The 26849-nt window shown below is 76.9% G+C and carries 22 protein-coding genes; 6 read left to right on the forward strand and 16 right to left on the reverse strand.

Going from position 1 to position 26849, the window contains the following annotated elements; translation table 11 throughout:
• Window positions 1-69 precede the first annotated feature (69 nt).
• The 13 genes from ftsZ to mraZ all read right to left on the reverse strand — a co-directional run bounded on the left by ftsZ (window position 70) and on the right by mraZ (window position 16543).
• Entirely contained in the window at window positions 70-1374 is a 1305-nt protein-coding gene (ftsZ, locus tag ACI79P_RS09940) for a cell division protein FtsZ (RefSeq protein ID WP_456580882.1), read from the reverse strand.
• A gap of 372 nt (window positions 1375-1746) precedes the next feature.
• Window positions 1747-2562, reverse strand: a complete 816-nt coding sequence (locus ACI79P_RS09945; protein WP_456580883.1) for a cell division protein FtsQ/DivIB — start codon at window positions 2560-2562, stop codon at window positions 1747-1749.
• A complete protein-coding gene (murC, locus tag ACI79P_RS09950; protein WP_456580884.1) occupies window positions 2559-4019 on the reverse strand; it encodes a UDP-N-acetylmuramate--L-alanine ligase in 1461 nt (486 codons plus the stop codon). The genes ACI79P_RS09945 and murC overlap by 4 nt, the downstream gene beginning before the upstream one ends.
• Window positions 4016-5113 (reverse strand): undecaprenyldiphospho-muramoylpentapeptide beta-N-acetylglucosaminyltransferase, encoded by a 1098-nt coding sequence (murG, locus tag ACI79P_RS09955; RefSeq protein ID WP_456580885.1) that lies wholly within the window; start codon window positions 5111-5113, stop codon window positions 4016-4018. Before murG ends, murC begins: the two co-directional genes overlap by 4 nt.
• The gene (gene ftsW, locus ACI79P_RS09960) at window positions 5110-6642 is read right to left on the reverse strand and encodes a putative lipid II flippase FtsW (RefSeq protein WP_456580886.1); all 1533 of its coding nucleotides are present in this window, start codon (window positions 6640-6642) and stop codon (window positions 5110-5112) included. Before ftsW ends, murG begins: the two co-directional genes overlap by 4 nt.
• The gene (gene murD / locus ACI79P_RS09965; protein WP_456580887.1) at window positions 6639-8081 is read right to left on the reverse strand and encodes a UDP-N-acetylmuramoyl-L-alanine--D-glutamate ligase; all 1443 of its coding nucleotides are present in this window, start codon (window positions 8079-8081) and stop codon (window positions 6639-6641) included. Before murD ends, ftsW begins: the two co-directional genes overlap by 4 nt.
• Window positions 8078-9157, reverse strand: coding sequence for a phospho-N-acetylmuramoyl-pentapeptide-transferase (gene mraY / locus ACI79P_RS09970; RefSeq protein WP_456580888.1), 1080 nt, complete (start codon window positions 9155-9157; stop codon window positions 8078-8080). Before mraY ends, murD begins: the two co-directional genes overlap by 4 nt.
• Complete coding sequence (locus tag ACI79P_RS09975) at window positions 9154-10545, reverse strand: UDP-N-acetylmuramoyl-tripeptide--D-alanyl-D-alanine ligase (RefSeq protein ID WP_456580889.1); 1392 nt, start codon at window positions 10543-10545, stop codon at window positions 9154-9156. Before ACI79P_RS09975 ends, mraY begins: the two co-directional genes overlap by 4 nt.
• Window positions 10542-12098 carry a UDP-N-acetylmuramoyl-L-alanyl-D-glutamate--2,6-diaminopimelate ligase gene (locus tag ACI79P_RS09980; RefSeq protein ID WP_456580890.1) on the reverse strand — a complete coding sequence of 519 codons (1557 nt, stop codon included), beginning with the start codon at window positions 12096-12098 and terminating at the stop codon, window positions 10542-10544. The genes ACI79P_RS09975 and ACI79P_RS09980 overlap by 4 nt, the downstream gene beginning before the upstream one ends.
• A gap of 106 nt (window positions 12099-12204) precedes the next feature.
• A complete protein-coding gene (locus ACI79P_RS09985; protein WP_456580891.1) occupies window positions 12205-14052 on the reverse strand; it encodes a peptidoglycan D,D-transpeptidase FtsI family protein in 1848 nt (615 codons plus the stop codon).
• Between the two features lie 3 nt (window positions 14053-14055).
• Entirely contained in the window at window positions 14056-14697 is a 642-nt protein-coding gene (locus tag ACI79P_RS09990) for a hypothetical protein (RefSeq protein ID WP_456580892.1), read from the reverse strand.
• Window positions 14694-15689 carry a 16S rRNA (cytosine(1402)-N(4))-methyltransferase RsmH gene (gene rsmH, locus ACI79P_RS09995; protein WP_456580893.1) on the reverse strand — a complete coding sequence of 332 codons (996 nt, stop codon included), beginning with the start codon at window positions 15687-15689 and terminating at the stop codon, window positions 14694-14696. Before rsmH ends, ACI79P_RS09990 begins: the two co-directional genes overlap by 4 nt.
• A gap of 419 nt (window positions 15690-16108) precedes the next feature.
• On the reverse strand, window positions 16109-16543 hold the full coding sequence (mraZ, locus tag ACI79P_RS10000) for a division/cell wall cluster transcriptional repressor MraZ (protein ID WP_456580894.1): 435 nt from the start codon (window positions 16541-16543) through the stop codon (window positions 16109-16111).
• A gap of 224 nt (window positions 16544-16767) precedes the next feature.
• Here mraZ and ACI79P_RS10005 point away from each other — a divergent pair, with 224 nt between their 5' ends.
• Genes ACI79P_RS10005 through ACI79P_RS10015 form a run of 3 tightly spaced genes read left to right on the forward strand, consistent with a single transcriptional unit; the run spans window position 16768 to window position 21430 of the window.
• On the forward strand, window positions 16768-17751 hold the full coding sequence (locus ACI79P_RS10005; protein WP_456580895.1) for an AAA family ATPase: 984 nt from the start codon (window positions 16768-16770) through the stop codon (window positions 17749-17751).
• Between the two features lie 2 nt (window positions 17752-17753).
• Window positions 17754-19100 (forward strand): DUF58 domain-containing protein, encoded by a 1347-nt coding sequence (locus ACI79P_RS10010; RefSeq protein WP_456580896.1) that lies wholly within the window; start codon window positions 17754-17756, stop codon window positions 19098-19100.
• On the forward strand, window positions 19097-21430 hold the full coding sequence (locus ACI79P_RS10015) for a transglutaminase family protein (protein WP_456580897.1): 2334 nt from the start codon (window positions 19097-19099) through the stop codon (window positions 21428-21430). The genes ACI79P_RS10010 and ACI79P_RS10015 overlap by 4 nt, the downstream gene beginning before the upstream one ends.
• A 90-nt stretch (window positions 21431-21520) precedes the next feature.
• On the opposite strand, the gene ACI79P_RS10020 is transcribed toward ACI79P_RS10015, so the two are convergent.
• The 3 genes from ACI79P_RS10020 to ACI79P_RS10030 form a co-directional block, all read right to left on the reverse strand.
• Complete coding sequence (locus tag ACI79P_RS10020) at window positions 21521-21919, reverse strand: DUF3040 domain-containing protein (protein ID WP_456580898.1); 399 nt, start codon at window positions 21917-21919, stop codon at window positions 21521-21523.
• 164 nt (window positions 21920-22083) lie between these two features.
• A complete protein-coding gene (gene dinB, locus ACI79P_RS10025) occupies window positions 22084-23262 on the reverse strand; it encodes a DNA polymerase IV (protein WP_456580899.1) in 1179 nt (392 codons plus the stop codon).
• Window positions 23263-23375: 113 nt separating this feature from the next.
• Entirely contained in the window at window positions 23376-24038 is a 663-nt protein-coding gene (locus tag ACI79P_RS10030) for a permease (protein WP_456580900.1), read from the reverse strand.
• Window positions 24039-24321: 283 nt separating this feature from the next.
• Between ACI79P_RS10030 and ACI79P_RS10035 the strand changes: the two genes are divergently transcribed.
• From ACI79P_RS10035 to ACI79P_RS10045, 3 genes are all read left to right on the forward strand, one after another.
• Window positions 24322-24588, forward strand: a complete 267-nt coding sequence (locus ACI79P_RS10035) for a hypothetical protein (protein ID WP_456580901.1) — start codon at window positions 24322-24324, stop codon at window positions 24586-24588.
• A 68-nt stretch (window positions 24589-24656) separates the two neighbouring features.
• The gene (locus ACI79P_RS10040) at window positions 24657-25865 is read left to right on the forward strand and encodes a cupin domain-containing protein (RefSeq protein ID WP_456580902.1); all 1209 of its coding nucleotides are present in this window, start codon (window positions 24657-24659) and stop codon (window positions 25863-25865) included.
• A gap of 13 nt (window positions 25866-25878) precedes the next feature.
• Window positions 25879-26841 carry a sucrase ferredoxin gene (locus tag ACI79P_RS10045; RefSeq protein ID WP_456580903.1) on the forward strand — a complete coding sequence of 321 codons (963 nt, stop codon included), beginning with the start codon at window positions 25879-25881 and terminating at the stop codon, window positions 26839-26841.
• The last annotated feature ends 8 nt before the right edge of the window (window positions 26842-26849 follow it).

The raw sequence follows: 26849 nt of genomic DNA on the forward strand, positions 1-26849 counted from the left end.
ACCCGCGGAACGGCCCTGCTGCACGCCCCGCCCCGAGCCTGCGAAGGGGGCGGGGGGCAGCAGGGTCCTTCAGCCCTTGAGGAACTCGGGGATGTCCAGCTCTTCCTCGAAGTCCTCGTTCGACAGGGGCCGGCGGCCGTTGGCCGACGAGCCCTGGATGGGCGGCAGCGGGGGCACGGTGAGACCGCCCCCGGTGCCCGGTCGCCCACCCGAGGCCGACGGGGCCTGCTGCGCGAGCCGCTCCCCCGTCACCGGCTGAGCCGCCGGCGCCGGGGCGGGAGCCGGTGCGGCCGCCGGCGGCGGCGTGGTGGCGACCGGGGGTGCGGCCACCGGACGCCGGTGCGCGGCGAACGGCGAGGCGGCCCCGGTGGAGACCGGCGGCTGCGGCGAACCGGTCGTCGCGGCGCCGTCCTTGCGCGTGTTGGGCCGTCCGCCGTCGAAGCCGGCGGCGATGACGGTCACCCGCACCTCGTCACCCAGGGCGTCGTCGATGACGGCACCGAAGATGATGTTGGCGTCGGGGTGCGCCGCGTCCGAGACCAGCGAGGCGGCCTCGTTGATCTCGAACAGCCCCAGGTCCGACCCACCGGAGATCGACAGCAGCACGCCGTGGGCGCCCTCCATCGAGGCCTCCAGCAGCGGGCTCGCGATCGCCTGCTCGGCGGCGAGCAGCGCGCGGTTGTCGCCGCGCGCGCTGCCGATGCCCATCAGCGCCGACCCCGCCCCGGACATGACCGACTTGACGTCGGCGAAGTCCAGGTTGATCAGGCCGGGCGTGGTGATCAGGTCGGTGATGCCCTGGACACCGCTCAGCAGCACCTGGTCGGCGGTGCGGAAGGCATCCATGACGCTGACGTTCCGGTCGCCCAGCTGCAGCAGCCGGTCGTTCGGGATGACGATGAGCGTGTCGCACTCGTTGCGCAGCTCCTCGATGCCCGACTCGGCCTGCACCGCGCGCCGCTTGCCCTCGAAGGAGAAAGGACGGGTGACGACGCCGATGGTCAGCGCGCCCAGCTTGCGGGCGATCGAGGCCACGACGGGGGCGCCGCCGGTACCGGTGCCACCACCCTCGCCCGCGGTCACGAAGACCATGTCGGCGCCCTTGAGCACCTCCTCGATCTCCTCGCGGTGGTCCTCGGCGGCCTGCCGGCCGACGTCGGGCTGCGCGCCGGCACCGAGCCCGCGCGTGAGCTCGCGGCCGACGTCGAGCTTGACGTCGGCGTCGCTCATCAGCAGCGCCTGGGCATCGGTGTTGATCGCGATGAACTCGACCCCCTTGAGGCCGACTTCGATCATGCGGTTGACCGCGTTCACCCCGCCGCCGCCGATGCCGACGACCTTGATGACCGCTAGATAGTTGTGCGGAGGTGTCATGCGGCGCTCCCCAACTGGACCCTCATCCTCAAGTTCAGCCTTACAGTTATGTCAACTCGGTCGACGTGGATGAAGTTAGGTGCGCGCCGAGAGGCGCTACAAGCACCCTCACGGGGTCGGCGTGTCGGTGGGCCCGGATCGCACCAGACCCGGACGACCCTTTGGTCACATCCGCACCACTGACCGTGACGACTCGCCTCGGAAGTGTCTCATCCCGTGATGCAGGGACGGCCGCGGTGGGTGAGAAGAAAGATCTGCGGCCGGAGTGCGTGTCGGGCGTGTCGCGGCGACCGGCGTGTCCGGGCGACCACTCCCCCGAGCCGGTGCGCACGCGTGCGGCCACGGTCCGCCACCGTGGGGGGTGCGCCGGGGTCAGCGCAGGACGACGGCGTCGGGTGCGCTGACGTCGATGAGCCCGGCCGGCTCCAGCTCCCCGCCGGCGATCCGGTCGAGCAGGGCGACGAGCACCTCGCCCTTGGTGGCCGACTCCTCGGCGCCGCCCCACACCACCCCGGTCCCGTCGGCCATGGTGAGCGTGATCGACTGCGGTCCGGGCGCGGCGACCTCGACGACGTCCTCGCGCAGCGGCCCGGGCAGGGCGCGGATGGCGGCGAGCCCGGCCAGGGTGGCCGGGTCGTCCGGCGCCGGGTCGTCGACGGTCAGCGGCACCACGCCACGCGGCGCGCTGCCGGTGACGGTGTCGAACAGGATCCCCTCGGCGTCGACCAGCGACCGCCGGCCGGGCGGGCCGACGACCGCGACGGGCACGCGCTCGGCGACGGTGATCACGATCCGGTCGGGCCAGCCCCGGGCCGCCTGCACGTCGCGGACCTGCGGCAGCCGGGCCACCCGCTGCTCCACCGCCCCGAGGTCGACGCGCAGCAGGGGCACCCTCTCGGGCACCTGCGCGACCTCCAGCACCCCGTCGGGCGTCAGGGTCGCCGTCCCGTCGACCTGCACGGTGCGGACGGCGAGCCACGGGCCGAGCCAGAGCAACCAGGAGATCCCCGCGACGACGGTCAGCGCCGCCGCGGCCTGGAGGACGCGCCGGTGGCGGCTGCGGCGCCGGGGCGGGCGGCGGTCGGGCAGGGGGGCGACCCGGGCATTCCGGCGGTCGGCGGCGCGGCGCTCGGCCGGACCGCGGGTGCGGCGGGTGCGGTCGCTCGTGGTGCTGCCGGTGCGGTTCACCGTCCGGCGTCCGCCGCGTCGTCCCTCCCGGCCGGACCCTCCGCGGCGCGCAGCGCGTCGAGCACCTCGGGACCCACCATGGAGACGTCGCCGGCCCCCATCGTCATCACCAGGTCGCCCGGACGGGCGCGGGCGGCCAGCGCCGGCCCGGCGGCCGACCAGGACGGCTCGAAGTGCACGTGCTCGGCGGGCAGCGGGACGGCGTCGGCCACCATCGCGCCGGTGACCCCGGGCACGGGGTCCTCCCGGGCGCCGTAGACGTCCATGACCACGACCTCGTCGGCGAGGCCCAGCGCCGCGCCGAACCCCTCGGCGAACTCCTGGGTCCGGCTGTAGAGGTGCGGCTGGAAGGCGACGACGAGCCGACCGTCGCCCGCCACCGCACGGGCGGCGCGCAGCTGCGCGGCGACCTCGGTGGGGTGGTGGGCGTAGTCGTCGTAGACCCGCACCCCGCCGGCGGTCCCCTTGAGCTCGAACCGCCGGTGCACCCCGCCGAACCGCGCCAGCCCGTCCACCAGACCGCGCGCGGGCAGCCCGAGCTCCAGCCCGGCGAGCAGCGCCGCCGCGCTGTTGCGCGCCATGTGCTCACCCGGCACCCGGATCTGCACCCGGCCCAGCACGGCGCCGTCCAGCACCGCCGTGTAGACCGTGTGCTCGCGGCCCACCTCGAGGTCGAGCAGCCGCAGGTCGGCGTCCGCGGCGGTGCCGTAGGTGCGCACCCGTGCGGGGCCGGGGACCGACGCGAGCCGCGCGGCGCCCGGGTCGTCGGCGCAGAGGACCACGAAGCCGGCGGGGTCCACGGTCTGCAGGAACCGGTCGAACGCCGCCTCCACGGCCGCCAGGTCGCCGTAGTTGTCGAGGTGGTCGGCCTCGACGTTGGTGACGATGCCGGCGAAGGGCGAGAGCAGGAGGAAGGAGCGGTCGCTCTCGTCGGCCTCGGCGACGAAGACGTCGCCCTCCCCCGCATGCGCGTTGCTGCCGGACTCGTTGAGGTTGCCGCCGATGGCGAACGAGGCGTCGACGCCGCACGCCTGGACGGCGACGGTGAGCATCGAGGTGGTCGAGGTCTTCCCGTGCGTGCCCGCCACCGCGATGCTGCGCCGCCCGGCCATCACCGCGGCCAGGGCGACGGCGCGCGGCAGCACGCGCAGCCCGCGCTCCCGGGCGGCGACGAGCTCGGGGTTGTCGGCCCGGATCGCCGTGGAGACCACCACGGTGTCGGCCCCCCCCACGTGCGCGCCGTCGTGGCCGACCTCGACCCGCGCACCCAGGGCGCGCAGCGCCAGCAGCGTGGGCCCGTCCCGCCGGTCCGAGCCCGACACCGGCACGCCGCGGGCGAGCAGGATGCGCGCGATCCCGCTCATGCCCGCCCCACCGATGCCGATGAAGTGCACGGCTCCCAACTCCGGCAGGGAGGGCACCGGACCGGTCCAGTCGGCGACCGCCTGCGCGCTCACGAGCCCGCCACCTCGCAGACGATGTCGGCCAGCCGTTCGTCGGCGTCCGGGACGCCGGCCGCGGCGGCGTGCCGGGCGAGGCCGGCCAGCGCCGCGGGGTCGGTGAGCAGCGGCAGGAGGGTGGCGCTGATCCAGGCGGCGTCGAGGTCGGCGTCCTCCACCAGGAGCCCTCCGCCCGCCTCGATCACCGGCAGGGCGTTCCGCCGCTGCTCGCCGTTGCCGATCGGCAGCGGGACGAACGCGGCCGGCAGGCCCACGGCCGAGAGCTCGGCCACGGTCACCGCGCCCGACCGGCACAGCGCCAGGTCGGCGGCGGCGTAGGCGAGGTCCATCCGCTCCAGGTAGTCGACGACGACGTACGGCGCCTGCCCGGCCGTGCGGGCGGGGACGGCGACGTCGGTGTTCTTCGGCCCCCGGGCGTGCAGCACCTGCACTCCCGCCTCGGTCAGCGCGCCGGCGGCGGCGACGGCGGCGCGGTTCAGGGAGGCCGCCCCCTGGGACCCGCCGAAGACCAGCAGGGTCGGCCGGTCGGGGTCCAGCCCGAACTCCGCCCGGGCCTCGGCCCGGCGGGCGGCCCGGTCCAGGGTGGAGATGGCCCGGCGCAGGGGCATGCCGACGTGCTCGCCGCGGTGCAGGGGCGTGCCGGGCGAGGTGACCGCCACGCGGGCGGCGAGGCGGGCGCCGATGCGGTTGGCCAGCCCCGGCAGCGCGTTCTGCTCGTGCACGACGGTCGGGATCCCCGCCCGCCGCGCGGCGAGGTAGGCCGGCAGCGCGACGTAGCCACCGAAGCCCACCACCACGTCGGCGGCGACGTCGTCGAGCACCGCGCGGGTCTCCGACACCGACCGGCGGACCCGGCCGGGCACCCGGAGCAGGTCGGGGGTGGGCGTGCGGGGCAGCGGCACGGGCGGGATGAGCCGCAGGTCGTAGCCGCGGGCGGGGACGAGCCGGGTCTCCATGCCGCGGGCGGTGCCCAGGCAGGTCAGCCGCAGCGCGGGGTCGCGGCGGCGGAGCGCGTCAGCCAGGGCGAGCATCGGCTCGATGTGCCCACCGGTTCCGCCACCGGCCAGCACGACCGACCGGACCGCGCTCATCGCCCACCCTCCGGACGACCGCGCGGGACGACCGGCCGCTGCCGGGGAGCGGCGGTGCGGGCCGGCTCGCGGAGGGGCGTGGCGGCACGGGAGACCGGCCGGGGCCGCGCGGGGGCCGCGCCACGCGTCGCCGGGGTGGGCGCCGGGGACCGGCGGGGCTGGGCGCCGCGGGCGTGCAGCAGGGTGCGGGCACCCCCGACCACGGGGCGCTCGGGGGCGTCGTCGGCCGGGGACCGCCGGGGCCGCACCTGGTCGACGGCGACGGTCGGGGCGGGGGCGAGCAGCCGGGCGAGGCGGCCGCGCTCGGCGGTCCGCAACGCCTCGATGGCGGCGGGCTCGGAGCGGGCGAACCGGGCCAGCAGCCCGACGATGAAGAGGGTGAGGACCAGCGAGGTACCCCCCGCCGAGATCAGCGGGAGGGTCACGCCGGTCACCGGGAGCAGGCCCACCACGTACCCCATGTTCATGGTCGCCTGGCCGATGAGCCACACGGTGATCGCGACGCAGGCGAGCTGGACGAACCGGTCGGCCGAGCGCCGGGCGATGCGGAAGCCGGCGTAGGCCAGGACGCCGTAGAGGGTGACGACCACCAGGCAGCCGAGGAAGCCCAGCTCCTCGCCGATGATCGCGAAGATGTAGTCGGACTCCGCCTCCGGCAGAATGTTCCACTTCATCTTGCTGTTGCCCAGGCCGACCCCCCAGAGGCCGCCCGTCGCCAGGGCGTACATGCCGCGGATCGCCTGGAACCCGGTGTGGTCGGGGTCGGCGAACGGGTCGAGGAACGCGGTGATCCGCGCCATCCGGTACGGGGCCGCCCACACCATGGCGACCATCGCCGCGATCGCGACGGCCGCGAACGCGCCGAACCAGCGCATCGGCATCCCGCCGGCCCACAGCAGGCCGACGAGCACCAGGCCCAGGCTCACCACCCCGCCGAAGTCGGGCTCGAGGATGAGCAGGAAGGACAGCAGGGCGAAGACCGGGAGCACCGGGACCAGCAGCGACTTCGTCGTCAGGTAGCGCTCGCGCAGGGCGATGACGTGCGCGCCCCAGAGCGCGAAGACCAGCTTCCCCGCCTCGGAGGGCTGGAAGTCGGTGACGCCCAGCGGGATCCACTGCCGGGCCCCGTTCCGCTCCAGGCCGATGCCCGGGACGAGCACCAGCACCAGCAGGCCGATCACCACGAGCAGCGCGATGGGCGACCAGCGCCGCACCAGGCCCACCGGCAGCCGCATCGCGAGCACCATCGCGCCCAGGCCGATGCAGGCCAGGACCAGCTGCTTGACGCCGGGGGCCCACGCCGGTTCGTCGGCCAGCGCCGCCTCGATCGAGGAGGCGGAGAAGACCATGACCAGCCCGATGAGCAGCAGCAGGCCGGCGGCGCCCAGCACCAGGTGGCAGCTGGTCAGCGGGCCGTCGAGCCACGCGGGACCGGCCCACCGGCGCGGCGGCGGGGTGCGGGGAGCCGTCGGGCGGGTGCGGCCGCGGGTGGGGCGTGCCTCGCGCAGTGGTCGCTCGGTGGTGGTCACCGCCGGGCCCCCAGCGCCCGCACCGCGTCGGCGAACGCGCGGCCGCGGTGGCCGTAGTCCCGGAAGACGTCCATCGAGGCGGCGGCCGGGGCCAGCAGCACCGTGTCCCCCGGCTGCGCGAGCCCGGCGGCGGCGGCGACGACCCGGGTCATCGTCTCCTCTCCCGTCACACCAGTCCCGTCCATCCCGCCATCGTGGCCGCTCGGGACCTCCACGACCCGCACCGACGGGGCGTGTCGCGCCAGCGAACGGGCCACGACGGCGCGGTCGCGGCCGAGCAGGACGACGCCGGCGAGCCGGGGGGCGACCGCGGCGACGAGGGGATCCACGTCGGCGCCCTTGAGCAGCCCGCCGGCGATCCAGATCACCCGCGGGTACGCCGCGAGCGAGGCCCCGGCCGCGTGCGGGTTGGTCGCCTTGCTGTCGTCGACGTAGTCCACGCCGTCGACCGTGGCGACGAGGGCGTTGCGGTGGGCCCCACCGGTGAACGCGGCCAGTCCCCGGGCGATCGCCTCCGCCGGCACCCCGGCGGCGCGGGCGAGGGCCGCGGCGGCCAGGGCGTTGACGGTGTTGTGCGGCCCCGGGACCGGCAGCGCCGAGCGCTCCAGGAGCGGCTCCCCCGCCGGGTCGTCGGCGAACGCACGGTCGACCAGCGCGCCGGCGCGCACGCCGAGCTGGCCGGGGGCGGGCTCGCCGAGGGTGACCGTCACCGGCCGCGGGTGCGCCGCGACGAGCGCGGCGGCGACCGGGTCTCCCGCATCCCCGACGGCGACCGGGGCGCGCTCGAGGATGCGGGCCTTCGCGTCGCGGTAGGCGGTGAAGGAGCCGTGCCAGTCGGTGTGGTCGTCGGCGACGTTCAGCACCGCCGCGGCTGCCGGCGCGAGCGAGGAGGACCAGTGCAGCTGGAAGCTGGAGAGCTCGACCGCGACGACGTCGTAGGACGGGGTGCCGTCCTCCTCCCGGGCGGTGACCACCTCGACGAGGGGCCGGCCGACGTTGCCGGCGGCGACCGCGCGGCGGCCGGCCGCCCGCAGGATGGCCTCGAGCATCGTGACCGTCGTCGTCTTGCCGTTGGTCCCCGTGACCGCCAGCCAGGGTGCGGGGACGCCGTCCGGGCCGGGGATGCGCAGCCGCCACGCCAGCTCGGGCTCGCCGACCACCTCCACCCCGCGGGCCGCGGCGTCGACCAGCAGCGGCGCGTCGGGGCGCCAGCCCGGGGAGGTGACGACGAGGTCGACGCCCTCGGGCAGCGCCTCGGTGGCCCCCAGCCACTCCGCCCCCGCGCCGGTGAGCTCGTCGACCGCCCCCGGCCGGGCGGCGTCGGCGAGCAGGACCCGGGCGCCGGAGGCCAGCAGGACCCGGGCGGCGGCCGCCCCCGAGATCCCGAGCCCGGCGACGAGCACGGTGCGGCCGGCGACGGGCGAGGACGGGGCGCTCACAGGCCCACGAAGCTGAGCCAGTCGGCGTAGAACAGGCCGAGACCGAACGCCACCGCCATCCCGGTGACCAGCCAGAACCGCACGATGACGGTGTTCTCCGTCCAGCCGGCGAGCTCGAAGTGGTGGTGCAGCGGCGCCATGCGGAACACCCGGCGGCGGGTCGCGCGGAAGAACGCCACCTGGATGATCACCGACAGCGTCACCGCCACGAACAGGCCGCCCAGGACCACCAGCAGCAGCTCGGTGCGGGTCACGATCGCCAGACCCGAGAGCAGGCCGCCGAGCGCGAGCGACCCGGTGTCGCCCATGAAGATCCGCGCCGGGCTGGTGTTCCACCAGAGGAAGCCCAGGCACGCGCCCATGCCCGCCGCGGCCACGAGGGTGACATCGAGCGGGTCGCGGACGGTGTAGCAGCCCTCGATCAGCTCGTTGGCGCAGTCGTGGGTGAACTGCCAGAAGGAGATGACGATGTAGGAGGCGAGCACCATCGCCGACGCGCCGGCGGCCAGCCCGTCCAGGCCGTCGGTGAGGTTCACCGCGTTGGAGAACCCGGCGATGAACAGGTAGGCGAGGATCACGAAGGCGATCGGGCCGAGGGTCATCGGCGCGATGTCGCGGACGTAGGAGACGACGGTGGAAGCGGGCTCCACGCCGTCGGCGTTCGGGAAGTTGATCGCCAGGACGGCGAAGGTGACGCCCACGACGAGCTGGCCGACCAGCTTCGCGGTCTTGTTCAGGCCCAGGCTGCGGCGGTGCCGGATCTTGAGGTAGTCGTCGAGGAAGCCGACCGTGCCCATGCCGACCATGAGGAACAGCAGCAGCAGGCCTGTGGCGCTGAACCCCCACCCGGACTCGCCGACGAACACCAGGTGCGCGGCCAGGTAGCCGAGCACGGTGGCGCCGACGATGACGGTGCCGCCCATCGTGGGCGTGCCCTTCTTCGAGAGGTGGCTCTCGGGGCCGTCGTCGCGGATCTCCTGGCCCAGGCCCTGCCGGCGGAACGCGCGGATGGCCAGCGGGGTGAGCAGGATCGAGACGATCAGGCCGACCGCCGCGGCGATCAGGACGCTCCTCACTGCGCGGCACCGCCCAGCAGGTCGGCCGCGAGGAGTTCCAGGCCGTGGGCCCGGCTGGCCTTCACCAGGACGACGTCACCCGGTCGCAGCACCTCCGACAGCAGCGCAAGGGCAGCGGCCCGGTCCGGCACGTGCACCGACTCCTCTCCTGCGCGCCGCCCCGCGGCGGTCGCACCTCCCGCTATGCCTACCGCATCGGCGCCGACGGCCACGACCAGGTCGACCCCGGCGGCGACCGCGTCGCGGCCCAGCCGCTCGTGCTCCGCGGCGGCGTCGGGGCCGAGCTCGGCCATGCCGCCGAGCACGGCGATGCGCCGGGTCCCGGCCAGCCCGGCGAGCGCGGCGAGCGCGGCCCGCATCGACTCGGGGTTGGCGTTGTAGGCGTCGTTGACGACGGTCACCCCGTCGGCGCGCCGGTCGATCTCCATGCGCCAGCGGCTGCGGGGCCCGGCCTCCGAGAGCGCCGCGGCGACGGCGCCCGCGCCCAGGCCGACCGCCAGCGCGGCGCCGGCGGCCGACAGCGCGTTGGCCACCTGGTGCTCGCCGACGACCCGCAGCGCCACCGGGTGGCGCTCACCGCCGGCGACGAGGGTGAAGCACGCGCGGGCGCCCTCGTCCATCGCGACGTCGACGGCCCGGACGGCGGCCTGCTCCGAGCGCCCCGTGGTGAGCACCCGGGCGCCCGTGCGGCCCGCCATGCCCAGCACCCGGGCGTCGTCGGCGTTGAGCACGGCGGTGCCGTCGGCGGGCAGCGCCTCCACGAGCTCGCCCTTGGCCCGGGCGATGCCGTCGGCACTGCCGAACTCGCCCAGGTGGGCCGAGCCCACGTTGAGGACGACGCCGACCTCGGGGCGGGCCACCCGGCACAGGCGGGCGATGTGCCCCGGCCCGCGGGCGCCCATCTCCAGGACGAGGAACCGGGTGCCGGCGTCGGCGGAGAGCACGGTCAGCGGCAGGCCGATGTCGTTGTTGTAGGACCCCGGCGGGCTGACCGTGGGCCCGTGCGCGGCGAGCACCTGCCCCAGGAGGTCCTTGGTCGAGGTCTTACCCGAGGAGCCGGTGATCGCCAGGGTGCGCACGCCCGCGGCGGTCAGCCGCGCGTGGACCCCGGCGGCCAGCCGGCCCAGCGCGGCCACCGGGTCGTCGACGACGACGCACGGCAGCGCCGGGTCGGGTCGGGTGGCGAGCGCGGCCACCGCGCCGGCGCCCGCTGCCGCCCCGAGGAAGTCGTGGCCGTCGACCCGCTCCCCCGCCACGGCGACGAAGAGGTCCCCGGCGGCGACCGCCCGCGAGTCGAGGGTGACCTTCCCGGTGACCGCGCCCTCGGGCGCGCCGGCGAGCCGGCCCCCGGCCAGCGCGGCGACCTCGGTCAGCGACAGGCGGATCATGCCCGTGTCCCCGACGCGGCGAGCACCTCGCGCAGCTGCGCCCGGTCGTCGAAGGGGTGCACCGTGCCGGCCACCTCCTGGCCCGTCTCGTGCCCCTTGCCGGCCACCAGGAGGGTGTCCCCGGCGCGGGCGAGCTCCACGGCGGCGGCCAGCGCGGCGCGGCGGTCCCCGACCTCGAGCACCTGGGCACGCCGGTCGCCCGGCACGTCCCGGGCGCCGGCGAGCACCGCGGCCCGGATGGCGGCGGGGTCCTCGGAGCGGGGGTTGTCGTCGGTGACGACGAGCACGTCGCTGCCCTCGGCGGCCACCCGGCCCATCTCGGGGCGCTTGCCGGGGTCCCGGTCACCGCCGCACCCGAGGACGGTGATCAGCCGTCCGGGGGTGGCCTCGCGCAGGGCGGCGAGCGCCGTCCGCACGGCGTCGGGGGTGTGCGCGTAGTCCACGACGGCGACGAACGGCTGCCCCGTGTCCACGGGCTCCATGCGCCCCGGGACGACGGTCTCGGCCAGACCGGCGACGGCGTCCTCGACGGTGACGCCGACGGCGTCCAGCAGCGCCACGGCCAGGACGGCGTTGGCCACGTTGAACCGCCCGGGCAGCCGGACGCGCGCCGGCCAGGTGCGCCCGCCCGGCCCGTGCAGCGTGAAGGTCGAGCCGCCACCGGGCGCCGTCGCGACGTCCGAGACGGTCCAGTCGGCCGCCGCGCCCTCGCTGCCGGCGACGGTGACCGGGCGGGGGCGGCCGGGCCGCCCGGCGAGCCGGCGGCCGTGCGCGTCGTCGACGTCGACGACCTCGACCGCGGCGCGGCCGTCGAAGAGCAGCGCCTTGGCCTGGAAGTAGTCCTCCATGTCGCGGTGGAAGTCCAGGTGGTCCCGGCCCAGGTTGGTGAAGCCGGCCGCGGCGAAGCGCACGCCGCCCACCCGGCCCATCACCAGGGCGTGGCTGGAGACCTCCATGACGACGGCACCGACCCCGGCGTCGGCCATGCCCGCGAGCAGCGCGTGCAGCGCGGGCGCCTCCGGGGTGGTGCGGACGCTGGGCAGGGCGGTGACGGTGCCGTCCGCGGCGCGCGTGCGGGTCTGGACCGTGCCGATCAGGCCGGTGCTGCGGCCGGCGGCGGCCAGCCCGGCCTCGACCAGGTAGCTCGTCGTCGTCTTGCCGTTGGTGCCGGTGATCCCCAGGACGGTGAGCCGGCGGCTCGGCTCCCCGTAGACCCGGTCGGCGACCGCCCCGAGCACCTGCCGGGGCTCCTCGACGACGCAGACCGGCAGCCCCGTGGCCAGCGCGTCGGCCCGGCCGGTGGGGTCGGTCAGCAGGGCGACCGCCCCGCGGGCCGCCGCGTCGGCCGCGAAGCGGACGCCATGAGTCCGGGCGCCGGGGAGGGCGGCGTAGAGGAAGCCCGGCCCCACCTCACCGGAGGCGAGGGTGACCCCGGAGACGGCGACGTCGGTGCCGGGGCCCTCGGCCGGGCCGATGAGGTCGGCCAGCGCGGCGAGGGGCAGCGGGCGGTTCCCCGTCGGCCGCGGGGCCGTCCCGGGGTCGGTCGGGGTCACGGGGCTCCAATCTACCGGCGGTGGATGTCCGCACGACGTCACCGCGCCCAGGCGCCGCGGCGGGGCCCCGCCGCACACGCGAGCGGCGGGGCAGGGGGGTCCTCGCTCAGGGGGCGCCGGTGAGGACGAACTCGGGGCGCCCGGTGCCGGAGGGCACGACGCCGTCGGCCATGAGCGCCGCCCGCATGACGTCGGCGAACACCGGTGCGGCGACCTGCCCGCCCTCGGCGGAGCTGGTGGGCCGCTCCAGGTCGACGGCGACGACATACTGCGGGTCGTCCGCCGGAGCGAAGCCGACGAAGGTGGTCACGTAGCCGCCGCCGGCGTAGCAGTTGCACTCCGGGTTGGCGCGCTGCGCGGTGCCGGTCTTGCCGGCGACGCGGAAGCCCTCGACCTGGGCCAGGGGCGCGGTGCCGCCCTTGCCGACCACGGCCTCGAGCATGTAGGCCATCTGCTCGGCGGTGGACTCGCTGACCACCCGGGTACGGGCGGGCTCGGGGGTCTCCTCGGGGCGGCCGTCGGCGCCGGTCACCGACGACACGATGCGGGGCTCCACCCGCACTCCCCCGTTGGCGATCGCCTGGTAGACCGACGCCATCTGCAGGGTGGTGACCGAGACGCCCTGGCCGATGGCGACGTTGGCCGCGCGCACCTCGCTCCACTCCGCCGAGTCCTGGAGGATGCCGCGGCTCTCGCCCGGCAGCTCGATGCCGGTCTTCTCGCCGATGCCGAAGGCCCGCAGGTACTCCTCGAGCTTCTCGTCGCCGACCTCCCGGGCCAGCATGATCGTCCCCACGTTGCTGGACTTGGCGAGGATGCCGGTGACCGTCCAGTCGACCGGCTCGTGGTCGTGCGCGTCGGTGACCACCCGGTCGCCGGCCTGGATGTGCCCGTCGACCGTCATCACCCGGTCCGGGGTCGCGTACCCCTCCTCGACGGCGGCGGCCAGGGTCACCGCCTTCATGACCGAGCCCGGCTCGAAGACGTCGGACACCACGGGGTTGCCCAGCCGCTCGGGGTCGGTCGTGGAGTAGCTGCCGGGGTCGTAGCCCGGGCACGACCCCATGGCGGCGACGCGCCCGGTGGCCACCTCGAGGACCACCGCCGAGGCCCGGGTGGTGGCGCCGTCGGCGCACGCCTCCGCCAGCCGCTCCTCGGTGACGAACTGCAGGTCCTCGTCGAGGGTGAGGGTGACGTCGCGGCCGGCGACGGCCTCGGTGACCTCGTCGATGCCCGAGGGGATCGGGTGGCCGCCGCTGCCGACCTCGACGGTCCGCTGGCCCGCCGTGCCCGACAGCTCCTCCTCGAAGGTCTGCTCGATGCCGGCCAGCCCGGTGCCCTCCCTGCCCACGAAGCCGACGACCTGGCCGCCCACCGCGCCGACCGGGTAGAGCCGCACCGGGTCGTCCCGGAGGTAGACGCCCGCGAGCTCGAGCCCGTCGACCGCGTCGGCCGTCTCCGGCACCACCTGGGTGGCCAGCACCTCGTAGCGGCTGTCCTGGGAGAGCTTCTGGGTGAGCTCGGGCACGGGGACGTCGAGGAGGGTGGTGAGGGCGAGCGCCGTGCGGGCCGGGTCGCGGACCATCGTCGGGTCGGCGACCACCCGCGACGCGTCGACCGTGTAGGCCAGCGGGTTGCCGTCGCGGTCGAGGATCTGCCCGCGGATCGCCGCCAGCGGGATGGTGCGCAGCCGGTCCTGCTCCGCCGCGCTGGCGTACGCGGCGCCGTCGATGCCCTGCAGCACCACGAGCCGCCCGACGACGAGCACGAGCAGGCTGACGAGGACGATCAGCCCCCACCGGTTGCGGCGGCCGCGCTGCTCGACCGACAGCCCGGCCCCGCTGCTGCGGCGGGTCCCGGGGGCACGGCGGGAGACGAACGGCCCGCTGTCCCCCCGTCCGGTCGCCGTCGGGCGCGGGGTGCGGGCGCCGGGACCGCGGACGCTGCTCGGCACGGGTCAGTTCCCGCCCGCGGGGGCGGGCTCGGCGGCAGGCTCGGCGGCGGGGCCCGGCTCGGGCGCGGCTGCGGGCGCGGGCTCCGGTGCAGGTGCAGGTGCAGGTGCAGGCGCGGGTGCGGGCGCGGGCTCCGGCGCGGGTGCGGGCTCGGGGGTGCCGCGCATCGTCGTCGACCCGTCGCCGCCGAGCACCAGGTAGCCGGCGACGCCGGCCGGGACGAGCCCCGCGGCCTCGGCGGCCCGCGCGACGTCGGCCGGGGTGTCACCGGCGACGACGAGCTGCTCGAGGCGCTGCACCTCCTGGGCCCGCGCGGCGTTGTCGGCGCGCAGCTGGGATGCCTTGAGGGAGTCCACCGCGATGGCGGTGTTCAGCACCAGGAGCCCGAGCGTGGTCAGCGCCAGGAGCGCCACGACCAGGACGACGAACGGCGCCTTGCGGGAGCGCTCGGCGCCACGGGCCTGCCGGCGCGGCCGCGCGGCGGCACCGGTGGGGACCAGGCGCAGCTCGGGCCGCGGCGTCGCCCGGCCGGTGCCGCGCGCGCCGGACGGGGAGGTGCGGGGCGCCGGGCCGGTGGCCCGGGTGGTCGTGTGGCGGGAGGGCGTGGCGCGCGGGGGGGCCGGGCGCACGGCCGCGGCGCGCGTCACGCCGCCCGCCGGATGCGCTCGGCGGCCCGGACACGGGCCGACGCCGCGCGGGGGTTGCCGGCCGTCTCCGCGGCGCCAGGGGCCTCGCCGCCGCGGGTGAGCAGCCGCAGCACCGGACCGTGCTCGGGCAGGGGCACCGGCAGGTCCGGCGGGGTGCGGTCCGCCGCTCCCGCGGCCAAGGTCTGCTTCACGATCCGGTCCTCCAAGGAGTGGAAGGTGATGATGGCGACGCGCCCGCCGACGGCGAGGGCCTCGATCGCCGCGGGGAGGGCGCGCTCCAGCGCGCCGAGCTCGTCGTTGACCTCGATGCGCAGCGCCTGGAAGGTCCGCTTCGCGGGGTGGCCACCGGTCCTCCGGGTGGCGGCGGGGATGGACTCGCGGACGAGCTCGGCCAGCCGCGCGGTGCCGGAGAACGGCTCCCGGGCCCGCTCCCGGTCGATGGCGGCGGCGATGCGGGAGGCGAACCGCTCCTCGCCGTAGACGCGCAGCACCCTCGCCAGCTCGCGGGGCGGGTAGGTGTTGACGACGTCGGCGGCGGTCCGGGGCGCGCCCGGGTCCATCCGCATGTCCAGCGGGGCGTCGACCGAGTAGCTGAACCCCCGGTCGGGACGGTCGAGCTGCAGCGAGGAGACACCCAGGTCGAACAGCACGCCCTGGACCTCGTCGATGCCCAGCCGGTCGAGCACCTCGGGGAGCTCGTCGAACACCGCGGGCACGACCGTCACCCGCCCGGCGTGACCGGCGGCCTCGATCCGGCGGGTCGCCTCGGCGCGCGCGTCGGGGTCGCGGTCCAGCCCCACGACGCGCAGGCCGGGGTGCGCCTCCAGCATGGCCAGGGTGTGGCCGGCGAGGCCCAGCGTGGCGTCGACCATGACCGCGCCCTCTGCGGCGCAGGCCGGCCCGATCAGCTCGACGACCCGGTCCAGCAGCACCGGGACGTGCACCGGGGGCTGCGACGGCCCGGGGGCCGCGGCAGGTCCGGTGCTGCTCATCGTCTGCTGCCTCTCGACTGGTCCTGGCGGCTCCCGCGATGGTGCCGCGCCGTGCCGGGCCGCGGGGGGAGGCGGCAGCGGGGGCGTGCGGGCTCGGGCGGGTGGGGCGCGGGGGGTGGGTGGGACGCGGTGCCCGGGGTGGGGCGCGGTGGGGCCGGTGGGGCGGCGGGACGTGGGATCCCGGGGGCGTCCGGCCCCGCGGCTCCGCCTGGCGTCGGGGAAGAGCGTCAGGTGGGTTCCCGCGGGGCCGGTGGGTCACCCCCGCCGGCGGGAGGCCCCTCCGCTGATCCGTGCGGTCCTCCGTCGTGGGACCGAGCCGCGGGGAAGGCGGCTGGGGCCCGGGCCGGTCGAGCCGCGGGGAAGGCGGCTCGTTCGGCGTGGCACGGAGGCCGGTGGGGGCGGGTGGGGCGTTCCCGGGATCACGACAGCGTCGGCATCCCCTCGCTCTCCATGTCGGCGAAGGCGGCTTCCTGCTCGGCCACGTAGGCGTCCCAGGTCGCGGAGTCCCAGATCTCGAAACGGGTGTCGACGCCCACCACGACCACGTCGCGGTCCAGGTGGGCGTACTCCCGCAGGCTCGCGGGGATGGTGATGCGGCCGGTCTTGTCCGGCTCGAGCTCGACCATCGAGCCGAAGCTCATGCGGGCCCGCATGCGGGCGGCGGCCGTGTCGGAGGGCGCCATGGCGGCCATCGCGGCGCTCTGCTCGGCGACCCGGGCCATGGTCAGCCCGTAGATGCAGCGGTCCTGGCCCTTCTTGATCACCATGCCGTCGGCCACCTGGTCGCGGAAGCGGACGGGGAGCGCGAGCCGGCCCTTCTCGTCGAGCCGCAACTGGTAGCTGCCGACGAACACCGGATCACCTCCCGCATCGGTCCTCCCATGGCTCTGCAGGTCCCCTGGCGAAACCCTGCCTCTCCACCGGCCGACACAGTAACCCACCAGCCCCCACTGGACACCACCTGAGGCCGTGTCGTGACCCGCCGCCCCCACCGGCGGCCCGGCCTCCCGCCGGTGGGTGCGCGGGCAGCGTGATCAGCGACCGGGACGGGGCGTCGCCCGGCACGTACGGTGGAGCGGTGACGGAGGCGACACGGTCCGCCGACGGGACGGCCGACGCGTCGGTCGACGTCGCCGCGGAGTGCGCACGCATCGCGGCCGCGATGGGCCGGGTCGTGCAGGGCAAGGACCACGCCGTCCGGCTGGCGCTGGTGGTGCTGCTGGCCGAGGGGCACCTGCTGATCGAGGACGTGCCCGGGGTCGGCAAGACGACGCTGGCCAAGGCGCTCGCCGGCTCGATCGACGCGAGCGTGCGGCGCATCCAGTTCACGCCCGACCTGCTCCCCAGCGACGTGACCGGCGTGGCGGTCTACGACCAGGAGACCCGGGCCTTCGAGTTCAAGCCCGGCGCGATCTTCGCCAACGTCGTCGTCGCCGACGAGATCAACCGGGCCTCCCCCAAGACCCAGTCGGCGTTGCTGGAGTGCATGGAGGAGCGGCAGGTCACCGTCGACGGCGTCAGCTACGAGCTGGCGCGGCCCTTCCTGGTCATGGCCACGCAGAACCCGCTGGAGATGGAGGGCACCTACCCGCTGCCCGAGGCCCAGCGCGACCGCTTCACCGCCCGGGTCTCGATGGGGTACCCCGACCCGGCCGCGGAGCTCGCGATGCTGGACGACCGCTCCACCGCCGATCCGCTGACCGCCCTGCGCCCGGTGGCCGACGCCGCGCTCGTCCGGTCCCTCGTCACCGCCGTGGGCCGGGTCCACGTCGCCGAGGCCGTCCGCCGCTACGTGGTGGCGCTGGTCGAGGCCACCCGCCGCTCACCGGAGCTGCGGCTGGGCGCCTCGCCGCGCGCGGGCCTGCAGCTGCTGCGGGCCGCCCGCGCCTCCGCCGCCCTCGACGGCCGCGAGCACGTGCTGCCCGACGACGTGCAGGCGCTCGCCGTGCCCGTGCTCGCCCACCGGCTGCTGCTCGGGGGCGAGGCGGTGGTCGCCCGGCGCAGCGCCGAGCAGGTGGTGGCCTCCCTGGTGGCCTCCGTACCGGTCCCCCGCGGGCGCTGAGCGTGCCCGGCGGTCCCTTCCGGGCGCTGGGCGCCCTCACGTCCCGCGGCCGATCGCTGCTCGCCGGCGGCGTCGGCCTGGGCCTGGTGGGTGCCCTCCTCGGCGAGCGGGCGCTCGTCCAGCTGGCCGCCTTCGTCCTGGCCCTCCCCCTGCTCGCCGGCGGCACCGTGGCGCGGGGGCGGTTCCGGGTGACCACCCGGCGCAGCGTCACGCCGCAGCGGGTGCCGCGCGGCGCGCGGGCCCACGTCGAGCTGCGGCTGGAGAACGTCGACGCCCGCCGCGGCGGGCTGTGGCTGCTGTCCGAGCAGCTGCCCCCGACGCTGGGCCGCCCGCACCGGTTCACCGTGTCGGGCCTGGCCCCCGGCGCCGCGACCACCGTGCGGTACGGGCTCGTCGGCCGGCACCGCGGCCGCTACCAGCTCGGGCCGCTGCGGCTGCGGGTCCTCGATCCCTTCGGCCTGGTCGAGCGCACCGCGGTGGGTTCGGACACCGCCCCGCTGGTCGTGGTGCCCCGCGTGCGCCCCCTGGGACGCGGTGGTCCCGGCGGCGGCAGCGGCGGGGGCGACGGCGCCCACCGCGCGTTCGCCGTCCACGGGGAGGACGACGTCAGCGTCCGCGAGTACCGGCGCGGCGACGACATGCGCAAGGTGCACTGGCGGGCCAGCGCGCGCACCGGCGAGCTGATGGTCCGGCTGGAGGAGCACCCCTGGCGCGCGCAGGGCACGCTGCTGCTGGACACCCGGGCCCGCGCGCACCTGGTGGCGCCCAGCTGGGACGCCACCCGACGGATCGCCGGGCCCCCGGGTGACGACTCGCCGCCCGCCGACAGCTTCGAGTGGCTGGTCGAGGCCGCGGCCAGCATCGGGGTGGCCCTCGCCCAGCGGGGGGCGCGGCTGCGGGTGCTGACCGGCGCCGGGGAGCTGGCGCCCGAGCCCGGCGGCGCCGTCCTCGGCGCCGAGGACCTCCTGGACCGGCTGGCCGTGCTGGGGCCCTCGCGCGCGAGCAGCCTGGCCGACCCCGTCTCGGCGGCGTGCCGCGCCGCCGGCGACGGGCCCCTGGTCTGCCTGCTCGGTGCGGTCGGGCCCGACGACGTCGCCGACCTGTCCCGGCTGCGCCAGGGGCCGGTGCCCGGGCTCGCCGTGCTGCTCGACGTCGCGACGTGGGGCGACCCCGGCCGCGGCCGTCGGGGCACGACCGGTACCGCGCCGGCCACCCTCTCGGCGCAGCGCGAGCAGGCCGCCACCGTCCTCGCCGCGGCGGGCTGGCGGGTCGCCACCGCGTCGGCCGGTCAGGACGTCGGCGAGGTGTGGGCCGCGCTCACCGGGACGCCCGCGGGGGCGCCGGCATGAACGGCGCCGACGTCCGGACCCCGGTGGCCGCCGCCGCGGCCACCCTGCTCGGCGCCCTGGCGCTCTCCCCCGTGTTCACCAGCCGGGCGTGGGTTCCCCCGGTGGTGACCGTCGTCGTCGCCGTCCTCGCCGGTGGCCTGGCCCTGCGCGCCGCGGTGGCCCGGCTCACCGGCGACCGGCCGCTCGGGCTGCTGGGCGCGCTGGCGGTGCCGGTCGGTCAGCTGGCCCTCGTCACCTGCGTGCTGGCGGCGGTCTTCGTGCCCGACACCGCGCTGGCCGGCCTGGTCCCCACGCCGGCGACGCTGACCCGGCTCGGGGAGGTCTTCACCGCCGGCACGGCCGAGATCCGCGAGCAGGCCACCCCCGCCCTGCCGCTGACCGGCCTGCTCGCGCTCACCACCCTCTTCGTGGGGCTCGTCGCCGTCGTCGTCGACCTGCTGGCGGTCACCGGCCGGCAGGCGGCGGTCGCGGGTGCGGCCCTGCTCCCCCTCGTGTGCGTGCCCGTGGCCACGGTGACCGGCGGCATCGGGCTGGTCGCGCTGGTCGGGCCGGCGGCCGGGTTCGCCGTCCTGCTGTGGGCCGACCAGCGCCGGATGCTGCAGGGCTCCGCGGGCGGCGCGGGGACGGCCGTGCGCATCGGCGTGGTCGCGGTGGCGGCCGGGGCCGTCGTCGGCACCGCGGTGCCCACCCTGCCCGAGGGCTCGTTCGCCACCGGGCTGGGCGGTGGGACGGGGTCGGCCACGGGCACCTCGCTCGACCCGGCGGCGGAGCTGCGCGGGCAGCTGACCCTGCCCGAGCCCGTCCCGCTGCTCCGCCTGGGCAGCTCGGTCGAGGACCCCGGCTACCTGCGCGCCGTCGCGCTCGACGAGTACGAGCCGGCGACGGGGTGGTCGCTGAGCAACCTCGACGGCGAGACCTCGGTGGCCGACGACGGCTTCCTGGCGCCGCTGCCCGACGGCCAGCCGACGCGGCAGGTGTCCGCCGAGGTCCAGGTCCTGGAGCACGACGACCGGTTCCTCCCGGTGCCGACCTCCCCGCTGTCGATCCGCGTGGCCGGCGAGGAGGCCGCCTGGCGCTTCGACGACGCGACCGGAACGGTGTTCGGCCGCGACGTCACCAGCGCCGGGCTGGCCTACCGGGTGACCGCGGTGGAGCCGCGCCCCTCCGAGGAGCTCCTCTCCGGCGCCCTCCCCCTGCCGGCGGACGACCCGGTGCAGGAGCGCTTCGGCGTGCTGCCCCAGCTCGACCCCGCCATCGCCGAGCTCACCGCCGGGCTGACCGCCGGCGCGTCGACGCCCTACGAGCAGGTGCTGCGCATCCAGCGCTACCTCACCGACCGAGCCAACGGGTTCGTCTACAGCCTCTCCACCGCTCCCGGCACGAGCGGCGACGACCTGGTGGACTTCCTGCGGCTCAAGCGCGGCTACTGCGAGCAGTACGCCGGCGCCATGGCCGTGCTGGTCCGGCAGACCGGTCTCCCCGCCCGGGTCGCGCTGGGGTACACGCCGGGCGAGGTCCAGCCCGACGGGACCCGGCTGGTCACCAGCGACGACGCGCACGCCTGGGTGGAGGTGTACTTCCAGGGGGTGGGCTGGGTGCCCTTCGACCCCACGCCGCTGGCCGCCGACCGCCAGGTCGAGCTCCCCTGGTCGCCGCGGACCACGGCCGAGGAACGGGTCGACGCCGCACCCGCCGTCCCCGCGGCGCCGACGACCCCGCCGCCGGCGCTCCCCCGGACGGACCGGCTGCCGGGGGCGGTGCCCCAGGCCACCCCGGCGGCGGGGACCGCGACCGACCGGGGCCCGCTGCTGGTCGGCGCCGGGCTGCTGGCGCTCGGCGGGGCCGCGGTGGCCGCGCCGGCCGTGGTGCGCACGCTGCAGCGCCGCCGCCGGCTGGCGGGGGACGCCGCCACCGGCTCCTGGGCGGAGTTGTGCGCCACCGCCACGGACCTCGGCGTGCACCTGCAGCCGTCGTGGACACCGCGCCGGGTGGCCGAGGCCCTCGTGCGGGCGGTCAGCCGTGGGCCGGGTGGCCCGGCGGCGGAGTCGTCGATGGCGGCGGTGCGCCGGCTGGCGCAGGCGGAGGAGGCGGCCAGCTACGGGCGTCCGGGCAGCGCACCGCCGCCCGCGGAGCTGCGGACGGCGCTGCGGACGGCCCGCCGGGGGCTCCTCGCGTCCCGCCCCCGGACGGCGCGGCTGCGCGCGCTCCTGTGGCCGGCCTCGCTCGTCGCCGGCACGCGGGCGCGGGTCGCACGGTGGACCCGGGACAGGTTCGACCGTGCCGGGCGGAGGGCGGCCGGCGGGTCGGTGCGCGAGGGCTCCTGGTCCTAGCGGCGCCGGGACCCAGGGCCTCTGCCCTGGCCGCCCGGGACGCGCCCGGCCGCCGTCCGGGCGGGACGGCGGCCGGGCGGGTGCGTGGGGCTACTGGTCGTAGCGGCGGCGGAAACGTTCCTCGAGCCGGTTCTTCATCGGCTGCTTGCCCTTCCGGCCGCCGCGGCCGGCCGCGGTCGAGCCGCGCGACCCGGCGGGACCGGTGGCCTCGACGGCACCGGTGGCCGCGCGGTAGTGCAGCACCCCGAGGGCGGCACCACCGAAGGCCACCAGGAACCCGAGGACCCCCAGCGGAACGGATTCGGCGACGGCGCCGGCCACCAGGACGGCGAGGCCGACCAGGACCAGCAACCCGCCGAGTTGCAGTCTGCGGCGAGCCTTCTGACGGCGATCGCCGGTGCGGACCGAGGATGCGAACTTCGGATCGTCATCGACGAGGGCGCGCTCGATCTGCTCCAGCAGACGCTGCTCGTGCTCGGAGAGCGGCACGTCGACCTCCAAATGGGCGGAGCCAGTTCCGTCGGAGGCTCCCGCCGACGGTGTCTTCGAGGATACGAGCCGATTGCACGCGGCGAAAGGCGACGCCACGGCGAGCCGCCGAGCGCGTCGGCCGATCACTCCTCCGGGTGCGTCCCCCGGCGCGTCCGGGCAGGTCAACGACCCGGCCGCCCGACCCTGCCCGAGGAACCCAGGAGCGTGGCCGGGCGCACCGCGCCGGCACCGAAACGCCGGGCGGCGCGGTCGGCGGCCAGCTCCGCCTCCCGGCGACCGTGCTCGCGGGCCCCCAGTTCGAGCTGCCGGGGGGCCGAACCGGCCTCGACGAGGCGTTCGGCCCGGACGCCGACCAGCCGGATGCGGGTCCGGTCCAGCCCCAGGGCGTCGTAGAGCGCGCGGGCCGTGTCGTAGAGCTCCTGCCCCACGTCGGTGGGCGCTCCGAGGGTGCGGCTGCGGGTGATCGTGGTGAAGTCGGCGAAGCGGACCTTGATGCTCACCGTGCGGGCCAGGCAGCCGATCGAGCGCAGCCGGCCGGCCGTCCGCTCCGCCAGGCGCAGCAGCTCCCGGTGGACCACGCGCGGGTCGTCGACGTCGGTGGCGAAGGTCTCCTCCGCGCCGGTGGAGCGCTCGGGCTCGTCGGGGACGACCCGCCGGGGGTCGCGGCCCCAGGAGAGCTCGTGCAGGTGGGTGCCCGCCGCCACCCCCAGTGCCCGCTGGAGCGTCTTCGCCGGCACGTGGGCCAGGTCGCCCACGGTGCGCAGCCCCAGCCGCAGGAGGGTCTCCTCCGTCTTCGGCCCCACCCCCCACAGCGCACCGACCGGCAGCGGGTGGAGGAAGCCCATGACCTCCGGCGGCCGGACGACGAGCAGCCCGTCGGGTTTGGCGTGCGTGGAGGCCAGCTTCGCCACGAACTTGGTGCCGGCCACGCCGACCGAGCAGGTGATGCCCTGCTCGTCGAAGACCCGGGCCCGGAGGTACTCGCCGATCTCCGCGGCGTCGCCCAGCCGGCGGCCGGCGCCGGAGACGTCGAGGAACGCCTCGTCCATGCTCAGCGGCTCGACCAGCGGGGTGACCGACCGGAACAGCGCCATGACCGCCCGGGACACCTCGGCGTAGAGCGCCATGTCCCCCGGCAGGACCGTCGCCGTCGGGCACAGCCGCAGCGCTCGCGCGGTGGGCATGGCCGCGTGCACGCCGTACCTGCGGGCCTCGTAGGTGGCCGAGGTGACCACGCCGCGGTTGCCGGCGCCACCGACGATGACCGGGGTGCCGGCGAGCTCCGGCCGGCGGCGCACCTCGACGCTGGCGAAGAAGGCGTCCATGTCGACGTGCAGCACGGTGCAGCCCGCCGCACGACCGCCACCCCGCCCCACGCCGTCCCCTTCCGCACGTCGACCCCGGATCGAACACCTGTTCGATCCGGGGTCGACGATAGCGGTGCGGGTGGGCGTCAGCCGGCCGCGACCCGCTGGCGCTCGGCGTCCTTGCGGCTCGGCCACATCTTGGCGCCCAGCACGCCGCCCAGCGCGGAGGCCGCGATCCCGAGCCCCAGGCCCAGCACCGCCCAGCTGGCGGCCGACGTGGCCACGTCCGTCGCCTGGCCGGCCGCGACGTCGGGCAGGTTCGCCTGCTGGATGTTGGTCACGTCGGTCACGACGCCGGCCAGCGAGCCCAGCAGGGCGCCGCCACCGAAGAGGGTCAGGAAGACGATGGCGACCACCGTCAGCGCCCAGACCAGGATGCCGTGCAGCAGCCCGTCGCTGAGGCCGCGCCAGATCGCGCTGGCGCCGGCGGTGAGCCCGCCGAGGAACAGGGCGATCAGCCCGTTGACCCCGCTGATCCAGTCGGCGTTGTTACCGGTCGCCCCGGGGCCGATGTCCCACCAGCCCAGGGCCAGCGTGGCCAGTTGCAGCAGCAGGAACGTCGGGACGGCGACGATCAGGCCGGCCCACACCGGGCCCCACCGGACCCGGTCGCGCCGGGGCGGCGCGGAGACGGCGGGACCCGTCACCGGCGCCGTCGCGGTCGCCCCCTCGGCCGGCCGGTCGACCGCCTCCTGGCGGATGACGTTGTCCTCGAACGTGGTGTCGGTTCGCGTACGACTCTCGGTCACGAGCTCACTCCTCCGGTCGTCGTGCAGTTCACGGTGCAGGCGCGGTGTGCTCCACGCCGACCTCCTGGGGATGCCCGCCGGCGGCCCGGGCGCCCACCTGCACCGCGAAGCCGTGACCGGATCGTCACATTCGGGGTCGGGGGCCGGCGTCCGGGCGCCCGCCCCCCGTGGTCCCGGGGCGGAACCGCTGGTGGGAGCGCAGGTGTCAGGGCAGCACGCGGGAGGTACTGCACCGACCGGGGCCGCCGCACGGCGGTCCGGACGCACGAGAGCGGAGGAGCCCATGGCGCTCGACGACGAGATGACCAGCACGGACGGCGGGGCCGACGGTGGCGCCGACGGCGGCGCCGACGGCGGCGCCGACGGCGGTGCGCACGGCCCGGCCGACAGCGGCGCGGGCACGGCCGACCACGGCGCCTCCGGCGCCCCGGGCGGCCACGACGGCGGGGCCGACGGCGGTGCGGACAGCGGTGCCGACGGTGGCGCGGACGGTGGCGCGGACGGCGGTGCCGACGGCGGCGCCGACGGTGGCGCGGACGGTTCGGCCTGACCGAGAACCCGACCGCGCAGGGCCGGGCGGAGCCGCAGCTCCGCCCGGCCCTGCGGCGGTGCACGGACATGGCACCCGAGCGGTTCGCGCGGGAGCACTGGGCGCGGCACCCGCTCCTGACCCGCGCCGAGGACACCGGCAACTCCTTCACCGACCTGCTCGACCTGCCCGCCGTCGACGAGCTGCTCTCCCGGCGAGGTCTGCGCACGCCCTTCCTGCGGATCGCCAAGGACGGCGCCGTCGTCGACCCCAAGCGGTTCACCACCTCGGGCGGGGCGGGCGCCGAGATCGCCGACCAGGTCTCCTCCGACGCGGTGCTGCGCCTGTTCGCCGACGGGAGCACCGTCGTCCTGCAGGGGCTGCACCGGCTCTGGCCGCCGCTGATCGCCTTCGCCGACCAGCTGGCCGCCGACCTCGGCCACCCCACGCAGGTCAACGCCTACATCACCCCGCCGTCCTCGCAGGGCTTCAGCCCGCACTACGACGTCCACGACGTCTTCGTGCTGCAGGTGGCCGGCGAGAAGCACTGGACCATCCACGAGCCCGTGCTGCCCGACCCCCTGCGCACCCAGCCGTGGAGCGACCGCGCGGCCGAGGTGGCCGCCGCCGCGGAGCGCGCCCCGGTGATCGACGCGGTGCTGCGCCCCGGAGACGCCCTCTACCTGCCGCGCGGGTTCCTGCACTCGGCCAAGGCCCTGGGCGAGATCAGCGCGCACCTGACCGTCGGCATCCACTCCGTGACCCGCTGGGCGGCCGCCGAGTCCGTGCTGGACCTGGTGCGCGAGCTGGCGGCCGAAGACCGCGCACTGCGCACCTCCCTCCCCCTGGGCGTGGAGCTGTCCGACCCCGACACGATCGCCGAGGACGTCACCGCGGTGGTCGACGGGCTCCGGGAGTGGCTCGGCCGGGTGGACCCCGGCGAGGTCGCCGACCGCCTGCGCAGCCGGACGTGGGCCCAGGTGCGGCCCGAGCCGGTCGCGCCGCTGGCGCAGTCCGCGGCCGCCGCGTCCCTGGGCCCCGGGACGGTGCTGCGGCTTCGCCGGCACCTGCGCTGCGTGCTGCGCGACGCCGACGAGGGCCGGGTGGCCCTCGTGGCCGGGCGGCGCACGCACTCCTTCCCGGGCGAGGTGCGCCCGGCGCTGACCGAGCTGCTGGCCGCCGGCGAGCTGAAGGTCGGCGACCTGCCGGGCCTCGACCCGGAGGACCGCCTCACGCTGGCCCGCCGGCTGGTGACCGAGTCGATCGCCACCGTGCCCGACGCCGGGGTGCCCGGGTGACCCGGTGGGGGGCGTGACCGCAGCCGGCCCGGCGGGTAACGACGACTTCTGCCGCACCGACGTCCCCGCCCGCCCGCTGGGCCGCCTGGACGCGGGCCGCTGCTCGGTGCAGGCGCTCGCGCGCGGCGACTCCGGGGTCGCGACGGCCGCCCCGGTGTCCCGCTGGCTGCTGATCGAGCAGCCGGGCCCGTGGGGGCGCCAGGCGCTGCTGCAGTCGCGGTTCGACGCGCGGGTGGCCCGCCTGCTCAGCGAGCGCGCGCAGCGCGAGGGCGTCCGCGTCCTGCTGGTCCGCCGGCCCGGGGACCGGCTGGCCGACTCCGGGCGGCGCTGGGCCTACGCCGACGGCCGGATCGGCCAGGAGGGGCTGTGGTGGTCGGTGCGCTCGGCGGACTCCGACCTGCTCACCGCCCCGTGGGACGGATCGGTCGGCGAGCCGGCGCCCGGGCCGACGTACCTGGTGTGCACGCACGGCGGCCACGACGCCTGCTGCGCGCTGCGCGGCCGGCCGCTGGCCCGCGCGCTGCCCTCCCCGGGCCCGATCGACGTGTGGGAGTGCAGCCACCTCGGGGGCGACCGCTTCGCGGCGAACATGCTGGTGCTCCCCCACGGCTTCTACTACGGCCAGGTGCCCGGCGACGGCGGCCTCGTCGTCGCCGCTCACGGCCGGCACGAGGTCGCGCTGCCGTGGCTGCGCGGCCGGGCGGGGCTGGCCGCGCCGGTGCAGGCCGCCCAGCACTACGCGCGGGAGGAGCTCGGCGCGCTCGGCGTCGACGACCTGCACCCGGTCCGCGTCGTCCCCCGGGATGCGGCCGACGCGGGCGCGGAGCGGTGGGAGGTCACGCTGGGCCGCGCGGCGGGCACCGTCGTCGTCACCGTGGAGAGCCGGCCCTCAGCGGAGGCGGTCCACCTGACCTGCCAGGCCACCTCGGCGGGCCGGGTGCGCACCTGGCACCACCTGGCGCTGTCGCCGGGCTGATCGGGCCG

Source organism: Blastococcus sp. SYSU DS0510 (genome assembly GCF_054050835.1).

What these genes read in the sequence shown, in the direction of transcription:
- ftsZ (WP_456580882.1), bottom strand. Translation starts at nt 1,374, where the DNA reads ATGACACCTCCGCACAACTATCTAGCGGTCATCAAGGTCGTCGGCATC.
- murG (WP_456580885.1), bottom strand. Translation starts at nt 5,113, where the DNA reads ATGAGCGCGGTCCGGTCGGTCGTGCTGGCCGGTGGCGGAACCGGTGGG.
- ACI79P_RS09975 (WP_456580889.1), bottom strand. Translation starts at nt 10,545, where the DNA reads ATGATCCGCCTGTCGCTGACCGAGGTCGCCGCGCTGGCCGGGGGCCGG.
- rsmH (WP_456580893.1), bottom strand. Translation starts at nt 15,689, where the DNA reads ATGAGCAGCACCGGACCTGCCGCGGCCCCCGGGCCGTCGCAGCCCCCG.
- ACI79P_RS10015 (WP_456580897.1), top strand. Translation starts at nt 19,097, where the DNA reads ATGAACGGCGCCGACGTCCGGACCCCGGTGGCCGCCGCCGCGGCCACC.
- ACI79P_RS10035 (WP_456580901.1), top strand. Translation starts at nt 24,322, where the DNA reads ATGGCGCTCGACGACGAGATGACCAGCACGGACGGCGGGGCCGACGGT.
- ACI79P_RS10040 (WP_456580902.1), top strand. Translation starts at nt 24,657, where the DNA reads ATGGCACCCGAGCGGTTCGCGCGGGAGCACTGGGCGCGGCACCCGCTC.